Annotated in this window: 17 protein-coding genes; all 17 read left to right on the top strand. The window is 63.7% G+C overall.

Features of this window, described 5'->3' with window-relative positions; all coding sequences use genetic code 11:
• Window positions 1–17: 17 nt before the first annotated feature.
• The 17 genes from Q0D44_RS15385 to queE all read left to right on the top strand — a co-directional run bounded on the left by Q0D44_RS15385 (window position 18) and on the right by queE (window position 13,324).
• Window positions 18–638 (top strand): flagellar basal body-associated FliL family protein, encoded by a 621-nt coding sequence (locus Q0D44_RS15385; protein ID WP_294137678.1) that lies wholly within the window; start codon window positions 18–20, stop codon window positions 636–638.
• Window positions 639–689: 51 nt separating this feature from the next.
• Window positions 690–1,574, top strand: coding sequence for a FliM/FliN family flagellar motor switch protein (locus Q0D44_RS15380; protein WP_294137677.1), 885 nt, complete (start codon window positions 690–692; stop codon window positions 1,572–1,574).
• On the top strand, window positions 1,571–1,906 hold the full coding sequence (gene fliN / locus Q0D44_RS15375) for a flagellar motor switch protein FliN (protein WP_119749112.1): 336 nt from the start codon (window positions 1,571–1,573) through the stop codon (window positions 1,904–1,906). The genes Q0D44_RS15380 and fliN overlap by 4 nt, the downstream gene beginning before the upstream one ends.
• 85 nt (window positions 1,907–1,991) lie before the next feature.
• Window positions 1,992–2,255 carry a flagellar biosynthetic protein FliO gene (locus Q0D44_RS15370; protein WP_037490358.1) on the top strand — a complete coding sequence of 88 codons (264 nt, stop codon included), beginning with the start codon at window positions 1,992–1,994 and terminating at the stop codon, window positions 2,253–2,255.
• A 118-nt stretch (window positions 2,256–2,373) separates the two neighbouring features.
• On the top strand, window positions 2,374–3,138 hold the full coding sequence (gene fliP / locus Q0D44_RS15365) for a flagellar type III secretion system pore protein FliP (protein WP_294137675.1): 765 nt from the start codon (window positions 2,374–2,376) through the stop codon (window positions 3,136–3,138).
• Between the two features lie 106 nt (window positions 3,139–3,244).
• The gene (gene fliQ / locus Q0D44_RS15360; RefSeq protein WP_017182874.1) at window positions 3,245–3,517 is read left to right on the top strand and encodes a flagellar biosynthesis protein FliQ; all 273 of its coding nucleotides are present in this window, start codon (window positions 3,245–3,247) and stop codon (window positions 3,515–3,517) included.
• 10 nt (window positions 3,518–3,527) lie between these two features.
• A complete protein-coding gene (fliR, locus tag Q0D44_RS15355; RefSeq protein WP_294137674.1) occupies window positions 3,528–4,310 on the top strand; it encodes a flagellar biosynthetic protein FliR in 783 nt (260 codons plus the stop codon).
• 3 nt (window positions 4,311–4,313) lie between these two features.
• Complete coding sequence (locus Q0D44_RS15350) at window positions 4,314–5,450, top strand: flagellar type III secretion system protein FlhB (protein WP_294137672.1); 1,137 nt, start codon at window positions 4,314–4,316, stop codon at window positions 5,448–5,450.
• Window positions 5,451–5,540: 90 nt separating this feature from the next.
• Window positions 5,541–6,002: a hypothetical protein gene (locus tag Q0D44_RS15345; RefSeq protein ID WP_294137670.1), complete on the top strand. Its 462-nt coding sequence runs from the start codon at window positions 5,541–5,543 to the stop codon at window positions 6,000–6,002.
• Between the two features lie 79 nt (window positions 6,003–6,081).
• Window positions 6,082–7,485, top strand: a complete 1,404-nt coding sequence (gene fliD, locus Q0D44_RS15340) for a flagellar filament capping protein FliD (protein ID WP_294137668.1) — start codon at window positions 6,082–6,084, stop codon at window positions 7,483–7,485.
• 17 nt (window positions 7,486–7,502) lie between these two features.
• Complete coding sequence (locus Q0D44_RS15335; protein WP_119749100.1) at window positions 7,503–7,898, top strand: flagellar protein FliS; 396 nt, start codon at window positions 7,503–7,505, stop codon at window positions 7,896–7,898.
• Between the two features lie 162 nt (window positions 7,899–8,060).
• Window positions 8,061–9,257: an aspartate aminotransferase family protein gene (locus Q0D44_RS15330; RefSeq protein WP_294137662.1), complete on the top strand. Its 1,197-nt coding sequence runs from the start codon at window positions 8,061–8,063 to the stop codon at window positions 9,255–9,257.
• A gap of 93 nt (window positions 9,258–9,350) precedes the next feature.
• A complete protein-coding gene (gene argF, locus Q0D44_RS15325; protein ID WP_294137660.1) occupies window positions 9,351–10,277 on the top strand; it encodes an ornithine carbamoyltransferase in 927 nt (308 codons plus the stop codon).
• Between the two features lie 193 nt (window positions 10,278–10,470).
• Window positions 10,471–11,373, top strand: a complete 903-nt coding sequence (locus Q0D44_RS15320) for an Hsp33 family molecular chaperone HslO (RefSeq protein ID WP_294137838.1) — start codon at window positions 10,471–10,473, stop codon at window positions 11,371–11,373.
• Window positions 11,374–11,519: 146 nt separating this feature from the next.
• On the top strand, window positions 11,520–11,924 hold the full coding sequence (locus Q0D44_RS15315; RefSeq protein ID WP_294137659.1) for a hypothetical protein: 405 nt from the start codon (window positions 11,520–11,522) through the stop codon (window positions 11,922–11,924).
• Window positions 11,925–11,970: 46 nt separating this feature from the next.
• Window positions 11,971–12,663 carry a 7-cyano-7-deazaguanine synthase QueC gene (queC, locus tag Q0D44_RS15310; protein ID WP_294137658.1) on the top strand — a complete coding sequence of 231 codons (693 nt, stop codon included), beginning with the start codon at window positions 11,971–11,973 and terminating at the stop codon, window positions 12,661–12,663.
• Between the two features lie 13 nt (window positions 12,664–12,676).
• The gene (gene queE / locus Q0D44_RS15305; protein WP_294137656.1) at window positions 12,677–13,324 is read left to right on the top strand and encodes a 7-carboxy-7-deazaguanine synthase; all 648 of its coding nucleotides are present in this window, start codon (window positions 12,677–12,679) and stop codon (window positions 13,322–13,324) included.
• Window positions 13,325–13,514: the final 190 nt, after the last annotated feature.

Genomic DNA, 13,514 nt, shown 5'->3' with positions numbered 1-13,514 from the left:
CCTGGGGGATATGAACGATGAGCGACGAGCCGAAGGCCAAGAAGAATAAGGGCGGGGGCATGAAAATGATCCTGCTGATCGTCATCGCCATGGTGATTGGCGGCGCAGGCGCGGCCGGCGGTCTCTATGCCGCCGGTTTCTTCAGCCCCAAGGATGAAGGGCCAAAGGAAGATCCCAACAAGCCCGTGCTGGTCTTGGCCGGCGAAAGCGCCGAGGAGATCGCCAAGGCCCATGCCGTCCCGCATGGCGAGGGCGCAGCGGCGGCCCATGGCGCGCATGGCAAGGGCATAGACCTGCCCGCGCCCGCGAACCCTGCCGCCTATCAGGCAAGCTATTTCCAGCTCCAGACCCCCTTCACGTCGAACATGTCCGACACGGACGCCTTCGCCCAGATTTCGGTCGCGGTATCGACCTATTATGACCTGCGCGTCATCGACGCGATCAAGACGCACGAGATGGCGATCCGCAGCCAGGTGCTGATGATGCTTGCCCAGCAGCCGGAAGAGACCTTGTCCACCCCGCAGGGCAAACAGATGCTCCAAAGCAAGATCAAGGGCATTATTAACGATATATTGAAGCAAAAAACGGGTTATGGCGGCGTTGATAACGTTTATTTTACCAATTTCGTTATTCAATAGGCCTGTCTGAAAGGTCGGGAAATCCCCTGACCCGAAGGGCAGGGGACCAAGATGGACGACGTTCAGACCTATGCCTTCGGGCGGGGGGAATCGCAGGCACCAATGATGCTGTCCGGGCTGGACCGGCTGGGCGAAAAGCTTGGCCGGCGCGTCCGTGCCTTGGTGGAGCCGATCTGCGGCGTGCGCCCGCAGGTGGAAGCGCAGGATGCGCAACTGCTCGACTTTGCCGCCTGGTCGGCACAGGTGCCCGCCTTCACCAGCATTTCCATCTACCGCATCTCCCCGCTCAAGGGGCAAGTGCTGCTGCGCATGGACGCGGCCATGATTTCCACCTTGGTCGACTGTTTCTATGGCGGCATCGGCAATCGTCCCTTGCCCCCGCGTGGCGAATTTACCCCGACCGAGGACCGGCTGATCGCCCGCCTGTCGGAATCCCTCCTCGCGCGCCTGGTCGAAACCTGGGCCGACATATTGCCACTGGACCCCGCGCTGATCATGCGCGAAACCGGGGTCGGCTTTGCCGCCTCCGCCCAGCCGGGTGACCAGATGGTGGTCCAGCGCTTCATGATCAGCATCACCCGCGATCAGCTCTGGCCGGTCGATCTCGTCTTTCCGCTGGCCGCCTTGCGCGCCGTCGAGCCGCTGATGGGCACCAAGCTTCCCGCCGACGATGAACAGAGCGACCCCGTCTGGCAGGCCCGTATCGCCCGCCGGATGCGCGACATTCGCCTGCCCGCCCGCACCGTGCTGGCCCGTCCCAACCTCTCGCTGGCCGAGCTGATGCAGCTCAAGGTCGGCGACGTCATTCCCGTGACCATCGGCCGCAGCCTGCCGTTGATCGTGGGCAACCGCATCGTCGCGCGCGGTAGCATTGGCGAACAGGATGGCCGCGCCGCCTTCCAGATTGAAAAGATTGTACAAGGACCCGACCAATGAGTGACATGAGCGAAGCCCCCCGCATGGAGCGTGGAGAAGATCCGGTCGGGCGGATGACCAATAACCATCAGTTCAAGTTGCTGGCCGACATTCCCGTCCGCATGTCGGTGGAGGTCGGATCGACCTCGCTGCGCCTTGCCGAAGTCATGGACCTGGCCGAAGGCTCGATCGTGGAGCTGGACCGGCAGGCCGATGATCTGCTCGACATCATGGTCAATGGCGCGCTGATCGCCAAGGGTGAGGTGGTGACGGTCAATGGCCGCTATGGCATCCGCATCATCGACATCGCTGCGACCGAAAACCGGCTGGCGGGGATCGAACGGCGCGGTTGATCTCCTCGCTTTGATTTTACGCTTGCCTTGAAGGCCGAAACTGCGGAACGCAGGGCATTAACCATAATCTGCGGGCGGCTTCATGATGGTCTGGTATTTCGTCAAATTGCTGATCCTCCTGCCGCTGGTCGGCGGCATGGCCTTTGGCGCGCTGTGGCTGTGGCGCAAATATCAGCCCGGCATGATTGGTGCGCAGGGCGACCGCTCGCTCAAACTGCTTGAAGCGCTGCCGATGGGCGCGTTCGGCAAGCTTGCCGTCGTGGAATTTGAGGGCAAGAAAATCCTCCTCTCCGTCACCCGCGGCCGCATCGAAAAAATCGCGGAAGGCGACGCCGTTCGTGTTCGCTGACTTGCTCCCGCTCCCTGACAATCGTCACCCCGGCGAAGGCCGGGGTCCAGGGCGTCGGCGCACAGCTTGTGCCGCCCTGGATTCCGGCCTGCGCCGGAATGACGGGATCAGAATTGCGTTGGCGCTGACGGTCGCCTTTTTGGTCATCCTGCTCCTGACCACCCCCGCCTTCGCCCAGGCTGCGCCCGCCGCGCCGGTCGACAATGGCGGCGCGCTGAGCCGGGCGATGGGCCAGATTTCGGGCGACGGTCGCTCGCTCTCGCTCAGCCTGCAAATCCTGATCCTCATGAGCCTGCTGACGGTGCTGCCGTCGCTCATCCTCATGATGACCAGCTTCACCCGCATCATCATCGTCCTGTCGCTGCTGCGGCAGGCGCTGGGGCTGCAACAGACCCCGCCCAATCAGGTGCTGCTGGGTCTCTCGCTGTTCCTCTCGCTGTTCGTGATGCGCCCAGCCATCGACGAGATCAACAAGCTGGCCTTCGACCCCTATGGCAAGGGCCAGATTACGATCGAAGAAGCGGTCGGCCGCTCGGGCAAGGTGCTGCACGGCTTCATGGCCAAGCAGACGCGCGAAAGCGATCTCAAGCTGTTTGCGGGTCTCGCCGAAGCCCCGCCCTTCCGCACCTCTGCCGACATACCCTTCACCATCCTGCTGCCCGCCTTCGTCACCAGCGAACTCAAGACCGCTTTCCAGATCGGCTTCATGATCTTCCTCCCTTTCCTCATCATCGACCTTGTCGTCGCCTCGACGCTCATGGCGCTGGGCATGATGATGCTGTCCCCCACCATCATCTCCATGCCCTTCAAGCTGCTCTTGTTCGTGCTGGTCGATGGCTGGGCGCTGACCATGGGGAGCTTGGCGGGGTCGTTCGCGACATGATTTGCGTGCTCACTCCCCTTCCGTTCGTTTCGAGCGAAGTCGAGAAACGGTTGCGCACAGGTTTCTCGACTTCGCTCGAAACGAACGGCGTTGGGTTGCCGGGCTGATGGAAAACGCCGATTTCTTCATGGGCCTTGCCCAGCAGGCGCTCTGGATCACGGCACTGGCCGCCGCGCCCATCCTGCTGCCCGCGCTGGTGGCGGGTCTGGTGATCGGCATGGTGCAAGCCGCGACCTCGATCAACGAACAGACGTTGAGTTTCATTCCCAAGATCATCGTCGTGGGCGGGATGCTGGCCCTGTTCGGCGGATCGATCATGGTGCTGATCGCCGATTTCACCCGCGAGATTTTCGAGCGGATACCGGATTTGTTGCAGTGAGGCAGGGGCAATGATCGCACCGGGCTTCGCCGGGGTAGAGGCCCAATTATGGGTCTGGCTCATCGCCATGATCCGCCCCGGCGCGGCCTTCATCGCGGCCCCCGTATTCGGCGCGCCCGCCGTGCCGCTGCAACTGCGCCTGATCCTCAGCCTCGCGCTGGGTCTGGCCGCGCTCAACACCGTCACCATCACCCTGCCACCCGATGGCATCGCCAGTTTTGAAGGCGTGATGATGGTCGCGGGCGAAGTGCTGGCAGGCCTCGCCATGGGCTTTGCGGTGCAGATCGGTTACGCCGCCGCCTTCGTCGCGGGGGAAACGATCGGCAACGCCATGGGCCTCAATTTCGCAGCGATGGTCGACCCGTCATCGGGGCAGGGGACACAGGTGGTGGGGCAGTTCCTCTCCATCCTAGCTACCTTCCTGCTGCTCGGCATGGACGGGCATCTGCTGCTCGCGGGGTTCGTCGTCAAAAGCTATCAGGCGCTCCCTCCCGGCGCGGCGATGCTGTCCAACGATACGGTCTGGCATCTGGTCGAATTTGGCGGGGCGTTGCTGGGTGCGGGCGTCACGGTGGCGCTGCCGGTCGGCTTCGCGCTGGTGCTGGTGCAGATCGTCATGGGGATGCTGGCCCGCGCCGCCCCCTCGCTCAACCTGTTCGCCGTGGGTATGCCGATGGCGATGATGGCCGGCCTTGTCCTGCTGGCGATTGCCGCGCCGATCATGGGCGAAGGGTTGACCGCCGCGCTCAAGGCGGGGCTGGATCACGCCCAGTCGATTGCGGAAGGGCGCTAGAGCATGGCGGACAGTCCCGGCGGCGGCGAAAAGACCGAAAAACCGACACAAAAGAAATTGCAGGATGCCGCCAAGAAGGGCGACATCCTCCAGTCGCGCGAACTGGGCACCGCGCTGGTCGTGATGGCGGGCATCGGCTGGCTGGCGGTGGCCGGGCCGTCGATGATCGATGCCTTGTCGGACATGCTGACCCAGGCGCTGCGCTTCCGGCGTGACGATATCGTCGATTTTTCCCCGGCCGAACGCGGGATGGACCTGCTGACCGGCATCGCTCTGCCGGTGGCCGGTGTGCTGCTGGCGACCTTCCTCGCCGCCATCGCCGCACCCGCCCTGCTGGGGTCGCTCGGCTTCCGCCCCGGTGCCTTCGCGCCCAAAGTGTCGAAGATGAACCCCGGCGCGGGTCTCAAAAGGATTTTCGGCACGCAGGGGTTGATCGAACTGCTCAAGTCGATCGCGAAAGTCGGGCTCCTCGGTAGCATTGGCGTGTGGATGATCTGGGACCGGCTGACCGCGATCATCGGCCTTGGCAAGCAGGGCATTGCCCCCGCCATGGCAGACCTTGGCAATATGTTCATCCTCACCTGCCTGGTGATGGCGGGCGGGCTGTTCCTGATCGCAGGCATCGACGTGCCAGCGCAGATCATGCAGCGCGCCAAGCGGCTCGGCATGTCCAAGCAGGAGATCAAGGACGAGCATAAGGAAAGCGAAGGCTCGCCCGAACTCAAGGGCCAAATTCGTCGCCGCCAGTTTGAAATGCTCAACGGCTCCACCCGGCAGGCCGTGGCCGAAGCCAGCGTCATCATCACCAACCCGACCCATTTTGCCGTCGCACTGCGCTACAAGCCCGGCGTCGACGCTGCGCCGGTCGTGGTCGCGCGCGGCAGCGACGCGATCGCCGCCGCCATTCGCGAGCTGGCCGACCAGAATGGCGTGACCGTCCTGCAATATCCCGAACTCGCCCGCGCCATCTACTTCACCTCGCGCGCTGGTCAGATCGTCAATGAAGGCCTCTATATGGCGGTCGCGACCGTGCTGGCCTTCGTATTCCGGGTCGAAAACCGCATGGCGAGCGAGATGGACCGTCCGTTCATCACCGTCCCCGACGACCTGTGCTTCGACGCCGACGGCAAGAAACGATAAAAGGCGTGCCAGCTTTTCTGACTTGGTGAACTAAAGTTTAGCCGCTTTTGTCCGTAATCTCTTCATGGGGACGCATTATAATGGTGCGTCATGAGCGACTATGGTTCACGCAGCGAAGTATCGCCGATAGACAGGGCCGCATCGCGTGCGCTGTCCACGGTGCAGGCCGTCCCGCCTGCATCGTCGGGCCGATCGGATCGCGAAGCGCCCGGCGCGCGTAGCGCCGCGCCGCAGATCGACCTTGCGTCGATCGACGAAGACGTCGCCAGCGCCGCCGAATATGCCAAGGTCCATGTCGAAATTGCCGACATATTGGCTGACCTGCGATCGGCCACCAATCCGCCCAGCGTCGAAGCCGCCGCGGGCGCCATCCAGGCGATGATGCCGGTGCCGATCATCCTGGTGCCTCTGCCGCCCGCGAGCAAGGAAGCGGTCGAACATGCCGCCGTCATCGCCCGGCGCATGGTCGAAAAGGCTGCCTATGCCCATCTCGCCCAGGGTTCGCCGGGCCGCGGCACGGTCGACCAGTTGCTCGCCTCCGCCAACGGATAATCCATGCGGGTCATCCCGCGAAAATCATTCCTAAAGGTCTTGCCGCTAGCGCCGTTCTTTCCTCTGAAAGGACGGCGCAATGGCATCGGTCACCTCCAGTATCACCACCGCACTCGGCATCGGATCGGGCATCGACACCCAGTCGCTCGTTTCCAGCCTGGTTGCCGCCACGCGCGATCCCAAGGAAAAGGTGATCACCGATCGCCAGAGCCTGAACAGCGCGCGGATTTCCGCGCTGGCGTCGGCCTCCAGCTCGCTTGATACTTTTGCCGATGCGCTGACCACCCTCTTGTCCGGCACCGGCTACGCGGGCACGCCTGCGTCCAACGACACCAGCATTGCCTCGGTCAGCCTCCTGCCCGGCGGCGTGCCGACAGGATTGCCCGCCCAGCTGGAAGTGCAGCAACTCGCGTCCGCCCGCACCCTGGCCTCGACCCCGGTGTCCGGCGCGACGGCGGCCAGCGCGGTCGGAGAGGGTGAGTTGACGCTGACGGTTGGCGGTTCGACCGCCGCCATTACCATCACGGCCACCAACAACAGCTATACCGGCCTTGCCGCTGCCATCAATGCATCGGGGCTGGGCGTCACCGCATCGGTCGTTACCGACGTGCAGGGAACGCGGCTGGTGATGAAAGGCGCGACCGGCGCTGCCAATGATTTCTCGCTGACATCGGTCAGCGGCGTTGATCTTGCCGCCTTCGCTTGGGCTGGCGCCGACAGCGCGACCATGGTGTCGAAGGCCAGCCCGCAAAATGCGATCATCAAGCTTGACGGGGTGGAGCAGCATTATGCCACCAACATCATCGACACCGCGATCGCCAATCTGCGAATCGACCTCAACAAGGCCGCGCCCGGCACGACCGTAACGCTCGCGACGACCGAGCCGACCACGTCGATGCGCGACCTGATGGTCGAATTTGTCGACGCCTACAATACGCTGGTCAAGGCGCTGAACACGGCGACGGCGACCGGAGCGGACTCCTCGTCCGCCGGCGTGTTGAACGGCGAGGCGTCGATCCGCGACATGCGCCGCCAGCTCTCGGCAATGACCTCCACCGCGCTGTCGGCCACCGGCACCTACAAGACGCTGTCCGACATCGGCGTCGCCACCAATCGCGACGGCACGCTCAAACTTGATACCGATACGCTGGACAAGGCCATCGCGGCCGATCCTGCCGCGATTACGCAATTGCTGAACCCCACGGTCGCGTCGGCGACCAATCCGGGTCTGGCCGGGCTGATGGACAGTGTCAGGGACAAGATCCAGCTGAAGGATGGCGCATTTGTGCAGTCCCAGGCCAAATATAAGGCTTTGGCCGAAACGCTGACCGAGCAGCTGGAAAAGCTCGACACGCAAATGGCCAGCTACGAAGCGCAGCTCACCAGCGTCTATTCCAAGATGGAAACGCGGCTCACCGCGCTCAAGGCGACGCAGAGTTATCTCGATCAGCAGATTGAAATCTGGAACAACAGCGACAATTAACCGGGGACGCCAAGACGATGTTCTACAATCAGGGTTATGCAGGCAACACGGCGGCGCGGCGCTATGCGGCGGTCCATTCGGGCAGCCGGACCGAAGGCGCGACCCCTCATGCACTGGTCAAAATCCTCTTCGACGAACTGCTGATCGCGATGGACGCGGCGGCACTGGCCGAACGTAATGGCGACCGGATGAAAGTGTCCGACAAGCAGGCGCGGGCGATGTCGATCCTCTTCGCGCTCGAATCGAGCCTCGACTTCGATAAGGGCGGCGACATTTCGGTGGGTCTGGCGCAAATCTACCGCGAAGCGCGTCGCCTGCTGCTGGTAGGGGCCAAGGAAAGATCGGCAGAACCGGTCGATCAGGCGCGGGAGTTGGTGGCCGAGATTGCCGACGCCTGGAACCAGATCGGATAGGGCCACAGCTACCCGAATGGCCTGTGTTGCGGGGTTGCACCCCCAACATGGCGTCTGTATAGGCGATGCTCGCAAAGGGCGGCCCGGCGGGGGCCGCCTTTTTGCGTTGTACCACCAGTCCTTCGTGCAAGGACGCGCATCAAGCCCAGAAAGGGAAGGCTCATGTCGATTACGCCGCTCATGCCCGTTTACCCCCGGTGCGATGTTCGTCCGGTTCGAGGCGAGGGGTGCCATCTGATCGGCGAGCGCGGCGAGCGCTATCTCGACTTTGCCAGCGGTATCGCTGTCAACCTGCTGGGTCATGGCCACCCCAAGCTGGTAAAGGCGATTGCCGATCAGGCCGCGACGCTGATGCATGTGTCGAACCTTTACGGGATGCCGCTGGGCGAGAAATTCGCGCAGAAGCTGGTCGACACGACCTTTGCCGATACCGTGTTCTTCACCAATTCGGGCGCCGAAGCGGTAGAGTGCGCGATCAAGACCGCGCGCCGCTATCATTATGTGAATGGGCAGCCGCACCGGCACAAGATCATCAGCTTCGACAACGCCTTTCACGGGCGGACGCTGGGGACGATTTCGGCCACCAGCCAGCCCAAGATGCGTGACGGGTTCGAACCGTTGCTGCCCGGCTTTACCGTGGTGCCGTTCAACGATCTGGACGCCGCGCTGGCGCAGATTGACGACAACACGGCGGGCTTCCTGCTGGAGCCGGTGCAGGGCGAAGGTGGCGTGACACCCGCGACGCACGCATTCCTGACCGGCCTGCGCAAGGCGTGCGACGAGCATGGCCTGCTGCTCATCCTGGATGAGGTCCAGTGCGGCTATGCCCGTACCGGCACCTTCTTTGCGCATGAACAATTTGGCATCACGCCCGATATCATGGCCGTCGCCAAGGGCATTGGCGCAGGCTTCCCGCTGGGCGCGTGCCTGGCGACCGAGGAAGCGGCCAAGGGCATGGTGTTCGGCACCCATGGCACCACTTATGGCGGCAATCCGCTCGCCATGGCGGCGGGGCTGGCGGTGCTGGAAGAAGTCATGTCCGACGGCTTCATGGACCATGTAAAGGCGATGGGTGCGCGCCTGCGCGCTGCGCTGGAACAGCTGATCCCCAACCATGACGGCCTGTTCCAGGACGTGCGCGGCATGGGGCTGATGCTGGGCGTGAAGCTGAGCGATACGGTGGAGGCGCGCAGCTTCGTCGCCCATCTGCGCGACCATCATGGCCTGCTGACCGTGTCGGCGGGACAGAATGTCGTCCGAATCCTGCCTCCGCTGGTGATTGACGAAAGCCATATCGCCGAATGTGTCGAAAAGCTGTCCGCCGGCGCGCGCAGCTATGCGGAGGCCCAGGTGGCCTGAACCAATCCTCCAATTCCGTTCGGTTCGAGCTTGTCGAGAACTATTCTCGACAGGCTTGAACCGAACGGAATTGGGAAAAAGGGGTTGTTACCAATGACCAGACATTTCCTGAACCTGTCCAACGCAGGCGGCGACGCGATCGCCGCAATGATTGCCGACGCCATCGACCGCAAGGCCGCGCGGGCCAGCTGGCCCAAGGGCCGCGTCGACATTGATGCGCCACTTGCGGGTCACACGCTGGCGATGATCTTCGAGAAAAACTCGACCCGCACCCGCGTCTCCTTCGACATGGCGATCCGCCAGCTGGGCGGCACCTCACTGATCCTCGACGGCGCGACCAGCCAGCTGGGCCGGGGCGAGACGGTGGCAGACACCGCCCGCGTCTTGAGCCGCATGTGCGACGCGATCATGATCCGCACCGACGATCATGCCAAGATCGAGGAGATGGCCCATTACGCCACCGTCCCGGTCATCAATGGCCTGACTGACCTGTCGCATCCCTGCCAGATCGTCGCGGACCTGCTGACCGTGGTGGAACATGGGCTGGCGCTTCCCGGCAGCCAGTGGGCCTGGCTGGGTGACGGCAACAACGTCCTCCATTCGATCATCGAGGCGGCGGGCCTGTTGAAGTTCGACGTCCGCATCGGCGTGCCGCAGGGCTATGATCCCGATCCGGCCTTCGCCGCGGTCGCGGAAAAACAGGGCGCACGCATCACCCTGACCCGCGATCCGGCGGCGGCAGTTGCAGGCGCGGACGTTGTCGTCACCGACACCTGGATTTCGATGGGCCAGTCCCATGCAGAAGAAAAACTGGCGGCGATGATGCCCTATCAGGTCACGTCCGCGCTGATGGCCGGGGCCAGGCCACAGGCCAAGTTCCTCCACTGCCTGCCCGCCCATCGTGGCGAGGAAGTCGTCGGGGAGGTGATCGACGGCCCCCAGTCGCTGATCTGGGACGAGGCGGAAAACCGCATCCATGGCCAGAAGTCGGTCCTGCTCTGGGCGCTTGGAAAGCTTTAGAGCCGTCCTATATCCAAAATTCCCCCTCCCGCTTGCGGGAGGGGTTAGGGGAAGGCATGTCCGTCCCGTTGATTGACAGACCCTCCCCCGATTTGGGTGAACAGCGCCCCGCGTTGTTCAGATCAAGCCGGGGGCTTGATCGTTCCCAAATCGCCCTCTCGCAATCGGGAGGGGAGAAAGCAGCTTAGTGACGATGCCTCCCCCTATCGACCATGCCATCGGCTTCACCATCCCGTCGCGTCATGCGCGCGGGCGAATCGTGCGGCTGGGTCCGGTGCTGGATCAGGTTTTGGCCGCCCACGCTTACCCTCCGCCGATCGAGCGACTGCTGGCATCCGCGCTGGTGCTGGCGGCCCTCCTGGGTAGCACGCTCAAACAGGCGGGCGGCCAGCTGACGCTACAGGCGCAGACCGAAAATGGCGTCGTGCGGCTGCTGGTAGCGGACTATAAAAATGGCGAGCTGCGCGGCTATGCCAAGTTCGACGCCGACCGGCTGGCCGAGCTTGGCCCTGATCCCACGCTGTTCGGCCTGTTCGGCAAGGGCTATCTGGCCATCACCTTCGACCAGTCGGTCACCGGCGAACGCTATCAGGGCATCGTCCCGCTCGACGGCGAAACGCTGGCCGATGCGGCGGAGCAATATTTCTTCCAGTCCGAACAAATCCCCAGCATCATCCGCATGGGCACCCGTCATGACGCCGGGCAGGGCTGCATTGCCGGTGGAATGCTGATCCAGCATCTGCCCGAAGGCGAAGTGGGGCGGGAGCGGCTGCATGTCCGCCACGATCACCCGGAATGGGAGCATGTCCAGGCGCTGGGCATCACGCTGGGCAAGGCGGAACTGACCGATGAGACGCTGCCGTTGACCGACATCGTCTGGCGCCTGTTCCATGAGGAGCCGGAAGTGCGGGTCACCGAGCCGTCGCCACTGGCCAAGGGCTGCCGCTGCGACATTGCCCATATTCGCGATGTCATCGGCCGCTTCCCGGCGGAAGAGCGGATCGACATGGCGGACAGCGACGGCATTATCGGCGTCGATTGCGCCTTTTGCTCGCGCATCTTCCCGCTGGCGCTCGACAGTTTCACCACCCATTAAGCGCAATCATTTCGCTAACGATATTTGTAATTTGGGCAAGGCCGTCCGTTCGCGCTATCAAAATGCCGTAATTGCGGGTCATGCGTCGGATGACTGGATTGCGGCTCACCCGGCGCGCGACCCATGGCGGGACACAGGCTAAGATCATGGCAAGGAACGGACTGCGGACGCTGGCCGTCGCGGCAGCGATGGTGATGGCGAGTTGGGCCGGGGCAGCGCATGTCCCGACGCTTGCGGCCCTGCGCCCGCTGCAAACCGGGCAATGGGAATTGCACGAACGCGGCGAAGGCGGGGAAATACGCAAGCTGTGCGTCACGGACCTGCGCCAGTTGCTCCAGATTCGCCATGGCCGAACGCTGTGCCGCAGCTTCGTCGTCAGCGACGCCGCCTCTATGGCGACGGTCACCTATGATTGCGCGGCGGCAGGCAATGGCCGCACCGACCTGCGCGTCGAAACCCCCCGACTGGTCCAGATCAATTCGCAGGGTATTGCTGATGGCGCACCATTTGCCTTTGCGATGGAAGCCCGGCGCATCGGTGCCTGCCAATAAGCGCACTATGCTTGCACTGGCGCATCGCGGGCGGTAGCGCGGGGCCATGGGTGCCAATGAAGGAAAATTCGCCGTCGTCCTGCTATCGGGCGGCCTTGATTCGATGGTCGCGGGCGGTCTGGCGCGTGAGGCTGGCTATCATCTGCTGGCCCTGTCGATCGACTATAACCAGCGTCATCGTGTCGAACTGCGCGCGGCCGGAAGGGTGGCGCAGGCGCTCAACGCCATGCGCCATATCGTCCTCCCGCTTGACCTGACCGCCTTTGGCGGATCGGCGCTGACTGCCGATATCGCCGTGCCGAAGGGCGGGGTGGGCGACGATATTCCCGTCACCTACGTACCCGCCCGCAACACCATCTTCCTGTCGCTGACGCTGGGGCTGGCCGAAGTGGCGGGGGCCAGTGACATTTTCATCGGCGTCAACGCGCTCGATTATTCGGGCTATCCCGATTGCCGCCCCGAATTTATCGACGCCTTCCAGACCATGGCCGCCCTCGCCACCAAGGCGGGGGTGGAGGGTCACCCGATTCGCATCAACGCCCCGCTGCAACATATGAGCAAGGCGGACATTGTGCGCGAAGCGCATCGCCTGGGGCTGGATGCCGGGGTCAGCTGGTCCTGCTATGACCCGACGCCCGACGGCAAGCATTGCGGCCTGTGCGACAGCTGCCGCCTGCGGTCCAAGGGGTTTGAGGAAGCAGGCTTGCCCGACCCCACCATCTACGCCACCCGGCCCTGAACGGCGGCGGACGATGAGCTATGCGGTCAAGGAAATGTTCCTGACCCTTCAGGGGGAAGGGGTGCAGGCCGGGCGGCGCGCAGTTTTCCTGCGCTTTGCCGGCTGCAACCTGTGGAGCGGACGCGAACAGGACCGGGCGCAGGCGATCTGCCGCTTCTGCGACACCGATTTCGTCGGGACCGATGGCGATGGCGGCGGCAAATTCGCCGATGCCGCCGCGCTGGCGGACGCTGCGCTGGCTTTCTGGGGCGAGGGGGAGCCGGGCCGCTATATCGTCCTGACCGGCGGAGAGCCGATGTTGCAGGTCGATGATGCGCTGGTCGATGCGCTCCATGCCCGCGGCTTCACCATCGCGATCGAAAGCAACGGCACGCTGCCGGTCCATCCCGGCATCGACTGGATCTGCATCAGCCCCAAGGCGGGCAGCCAGGTCGTGCAGCGCGAAGGCCATGAGTTGAAGCTGGTCTGGCCCCAGCCCGGCGGCGGTCACTCGCTCGCCGATGTCGCGGTAATGGAGCAATGGGCCTTCGCCCATCATCTGCTCCAGCCGCTCGATGACCCCCATGCGCAGGACAATGCCCGCGCCGCGATCGCGTTGGTCATGGACCGTCCGCGCTGGCGGCTGACGGTGCAGGCCCATAAATATCTGGGCCTGCGATAGGCGCTGGCTTAGAGCGTGATGGCTTTACCTTGATCCGTTCGTTTCGAGCGAAGTCGAGAAACGCAGCGCGCAGGTTTCTTGCATCTTGCGGTTGACCTGAGAGCAGTTGCATTCGGGTTGACCGTCTGGGGTGGCCACCCCAGACGGTCTGACGGATGGGACCGTGGGTTTCTGGGTTAGAGCCGAAGTC

The sequence above is a fragment of the Sphingobium sp. genome, assembly GCA_023266575.1.
GTDB lineage: Bacteria > Pseudomonadota > Alphaproteobacteria > Sphingomonadales > Sphingomonadaceae > Sphingobium.
This window is presented reverse-complemented; position numbering and strand designations above follow the sequence as displayed.